Here is a 3213-nt window from a genome sequence, read left to right as displayed (position 1 = left end):
GGGGCTGACGGAAGAACGCCCTGACTAACGAGAGGAGGTGATCTGCCCGGATGGGCGTATCTCCGGGCGAGCGACCTGCACCCGGTCGTGACTGCAGCAGAGAGGATCGCGGATGGATGATCTGATTACGCCGATCAGTGCAAGAACGGACGAGCTGATCACGCTCACGGTCCTGATTGTCGGGGTGGCGGCAGGATACGGAAAAGCGTTCGGGGGCTATCAAACAACGCTCACGCAGTGGGTGATCGATGCGTTCAACGTCGCGCATCGGTTCCGGGGGCTGACGAATCTCGCGGTCGGTGTGGCGATCGCGGCGGGGTTCAGCATCATCGCTGCACGCATGCTCGGCACGTGGGAGATGGTCGCGGTCGGCATCTTCGCTGGATTCCTTGCCAGCGTTGAGGCGGGGCGCAAGCACGACGAGGAAGCGGTCGTGGAGCCGGACGACGAGCCGCCCAGACGCATGAGCGCGACAGCACAAAAGGCACGAGATCACTGGGCGTAACGATGCGACACGGCGGGGCGAAAGCCTCGCCGTTTCTCGTGCTCGTAGATTGCTGACTTCTAAGGGTTGACAACTAGCTACGATTGGTGTACATTATGAGTGTCGCAAGGACGTGCGACACGAGAGACACACCGAAAGGAGACACGAGATGACGACCCGAACCACGACCGCGATCAACGTCGAGCTGATGCGGGTTCGCAAGGCGATCGACACGCTGCAGCACTTCGCAGAGCAGAATGAGGACACGAAGGTTGAGGTCGCTGAGCTGCGACTGCGAGAGGCGAAGTTGGAGCGAGAGCTGAGAGCCGCGTATACCGAGCAGTACGGATAAGCGTCAGACCGGGAGGGCGCAAGCCCTCCCACAAGGAACAAGGAGACACGAGACATGTTCAGCATCGATACCACCGGCCAGATCGTCTACACCGTCAACGCTGAGAATGACATCGCGCGCGAGCGCTTCGAGGTCGCGGCGTGGTGGGGCAAGATCAAGCTGGCGCACGGCACCTACGCGGTCGAGCTGCAGGATCACCGCTACCAGCCGGTCAAGAGTCTCGACGACGCGTACTGGGTGTCGGTGAACATTCCCGGCGTCGTGACTGAGCGCTACACGCCCTCGCTGTTCGGCGGCGTGCCGACCGGTGGAAACAGCGCGATCCAGACGCCGAACGAGCTGACCACGCACAACATCACGATGTATGCGTTCATGCTGAGCAGCAAGCTCGCGAAGAGCTAAGGCATATCGAGATATGGGGTCGCGGCGTTTCGACGCGCTGCGGCCCCGTACAAGGCGCGCAGAGAGGAGACACGAGAGACATGCGGTACACGATCACGATTGCGACGGAGAACGGGAACCGGACGATCTTCAAGACAGCGAACCGCGCGCGGGTGCTCGAAAAGTTCAACGAGCTGAAAGGCGACCTGCGGAAGCGCTACCCGGACGCGTGGGGCATGATCGCTGAGGACACCGAGGCATACGTGAACTGGATGCTCGCGTGGCACAAGGAGCGCGCGCGACCGAGCTAGCGCGCAGTGAAACGCCCTCCCCTATGGTTGACCGCCGACGGGAGGGCGTATCGACAGGATGTAGTGTCTGTACGGTTTCGAGGATAGCGCAGCAAGGCGACGGTGCGCAACCTGATTCCTACGAATGGTTGCATCCTGACTACGATTGGTGTACAGTAGAGCTGTAAGGAGTTGTGAGACACAAGCACAGGAGACACGAGAGCCATGAAGATTCGCACCGCTGATCAGCTGATCGAGATGTTCTGGACGCAGAAGGGCATGCCGGTGGATGAGTTCTGGATCAGCCCGAAGCAGGCGGCGTGGCTTCGCGATCTGTGCGAGCGCGAGGGGCGCATGGATCGCGCGCACTGGAACGCGATTCCCGAGGCGATCAGCGATGCGGATTGGCAGCCGGAGATCGTCGCTGGCGAGGATCGCATCTGCAAGTGGGGCGCGGCATGGATCGCGCGCAACGGCGCGGCGAAGGTCAGCGTGGAGATCGGGTTCACGCCGGACGAGCAGGAAGCGCAGCGCAAGCGCATGGCAGCGAATGCAGCGACCGGCGAGAGCTGGTTCTAGGGGCGCGAACAGCGCCCTCTTTTCTTTCGCCCGAATGGTTGCATGCTAGCTACGATTGGTGTACACTGGAGTTGTAAACGAGATCGATTGAGACACGAGACACAAGGAGACACGAGATGCGAACCCTGATCCTGAACGGCGACAACGAGCACATCATCAACGTCAAGACGGCAGCGGAGGAAGCGCTGAACAGCGCGCCGCAGGTGGACGATTGGTTCGTGGAAGGTACGGAGGTGCATATCGACTTCACCGATGAGTACGGCGAGTACCGCAAGGCGATCGCGATCATGACGCCGAACAGCGATACCGTCGAGATGGGCGAGGCTGACGGCCCGAGGGAGATGGTCGCCCTGCTGCACATGGCGAGCTACTTCTAGGAATCGAGACACGCCGGGGCGGGTGCGAGACAGACCCGCCCCACGAAAGGAGACACGAGATGAACGCACGACAGGTTTTGCTGGCACGCACGCTGAGCGCACTGCGCGCGGTGGTCGCGGAGTACGGGGAAGATCGCCGGAGCCGGTCGTTCCTCTACCACTCCGAGAACGTGAGCAACCCGCGCCCGTTCGCGGTGAGCCGTCGCACGACGATCGACCAGCTGGACAGCTGGCTCTGCCTCGCGCTCGATGATGCCGGACAGTGGCGCGTGCATGCCGAGCGCGACGTGGTGATCCTGACCTCGCCCAGCGGTCGGCTGCATCGACTGAGCATGAAGGTCGGCGCGCCGAAGCGTGTGAAGCCCGATCCGATCGCGGTCGCGTTCGATCGCATCCTGAAAGGAGACTTTGCATGACACCGGCACAGCACAAGATCGAGCGCTATCGCGAGCTGGACGAGTGGGCGCACGAGATCGAGCACGACCTGTCCCGGCTTGCCACGCAGATCACCCTGCTGCACGACGAGGTGCGGCAGGGGCTGCGGCAGCTCGGTGACGCGACGCGCGAGCGGGACACGCTCGAAGCGCTCGACCGATCGCTCGGGACGCTGAGGGCGCGACTGCAGGGGGTGCTGCAATGAGTGCGACCATGAGGCTCCCGACGCCGCGCCAGATCAAGGAGCTGCAGCAGCTCGAACAGCGATTGGAGAACGGCTGGGAGAAGGTGCGCGCAGCGGAGGGCACGCCGCAG

General features: G+C 62.6%; 8 protein-coding genes. All 8 read left to right on the top strand.

The window, feature by feature from the left end; genetic code table 11:
- Positions 1 to 112 precede the first annotated feature (112 nt).
- The 8 genes from Q1J95_RS15395 (at position 113) to Q1J95_RS15360 (ending at position 3103) form a co-directional block, all read left to right on the top strand.
- The gene (locus tag Q1J95_RS15395) at positions 113 to 505 is read left to right on the top strand and encodes a hypothetical protein (RefSeq protein ID WP_300269248.1); all 393 of its coding nucleotides are present in this window, start codon (positions 113 to 115) and stop codon (positions 503 to 505) included.
- A 148-nt stretch (positions 506 to 653) separates the two neighbouring features.
- Positions 654 to 836: a hypothetical protein gene (locus Q1J95_RS15390; protein WP_300269246.1), complete on the top strand. Its 183-nt coding sequence runs from the start codon at positions 654 to 656 to the stop codon at positions 834 to 836.
- A 54-nt stretch (positions 837 to 890) separates the two neighbouring features.
- Complete coding sequence (locus tag Q1J95_RS15385; RefSeq protein WP_300269244.1) at positions 891 to 1238, top strand: hypothetical protein; 348 nt, start codon at positions 891 to 893, stop codon at positions 1236 to 1238.
- Between the two features lie 80 nt (positions 1239 to 1318).
- Positions 1319 to 1528, top strand: a complete 210-nt coding sequence (locus tag Q1J95_RS15380; RefSeq protein WP_300269241.1) for a hypothetical protein — start codon at positions 1319 to 1321, stop codon at positions 1526 to 1528.
- A 204-nt stretch (positions 1529 to 1732) separates the two neighbouring features.
- Entirely contained in the window at positions 1733 to 2086 is a 354-nt protein-coding gene (locus tag Q1J95_RS15375; protein ID WP_300269239.1) for a hypothetical protein, read from the top strand.
- 116 nt (positions 2087 to 2202) lie between these two features.
- Positions 2203 to 2463, top strand: a complete 261-nt coding sequence (locus Q1J95_RS15370) for a hypothetical protein (RefSeq protein ID WP_300269236.1) — start codon at positions 2203 to 2205, stop codon at positions 2461 to 2463.
- Between the two features lie 59 nt (positions 2464 to 2522).
- On the top strand, positions 2523 to 2879 hold the full coding sequence (locus tag Q1J95_RS15365) for a hypothetical protein (RefSeq protein WP_300269234.1): 357 nt from the start codon (positions 2523 to 2525) through the stop codon (positions 2877 to 2879).
- Positions 2876 to 3103 carry a hypothetical protein gene (locus tag Q1J95_RS15360; protein WP_300269231.1) on the top strand — a complete coding sequence of 76 codons (228 nt, stop codon included), beginning with the start codon at positions 2876 to 2878 and terminating at the stop codon, positions 3101 to 3103. Before Q1J95_RS15365 ends, Q1J95_RS15360 begins: the two co-directional genes overlap by 4 nt.
- Positions 3104 to 3213: the final 110 nt, after the last annotated feature.

The organism is Microbacterium sp. (assembly GCF_029263575.1).
Taxonomy (GTDB): Bacteria; Actinomycetota; Actinomycetes; order Actinomycetales; family Microbacteriaceae; genus Microbacterium.
The sequence above is the reverse complement of the archived record's forward strand: the minus strand, read 5'-3'. Positions and strand labels throughout refer to the sequence as shown.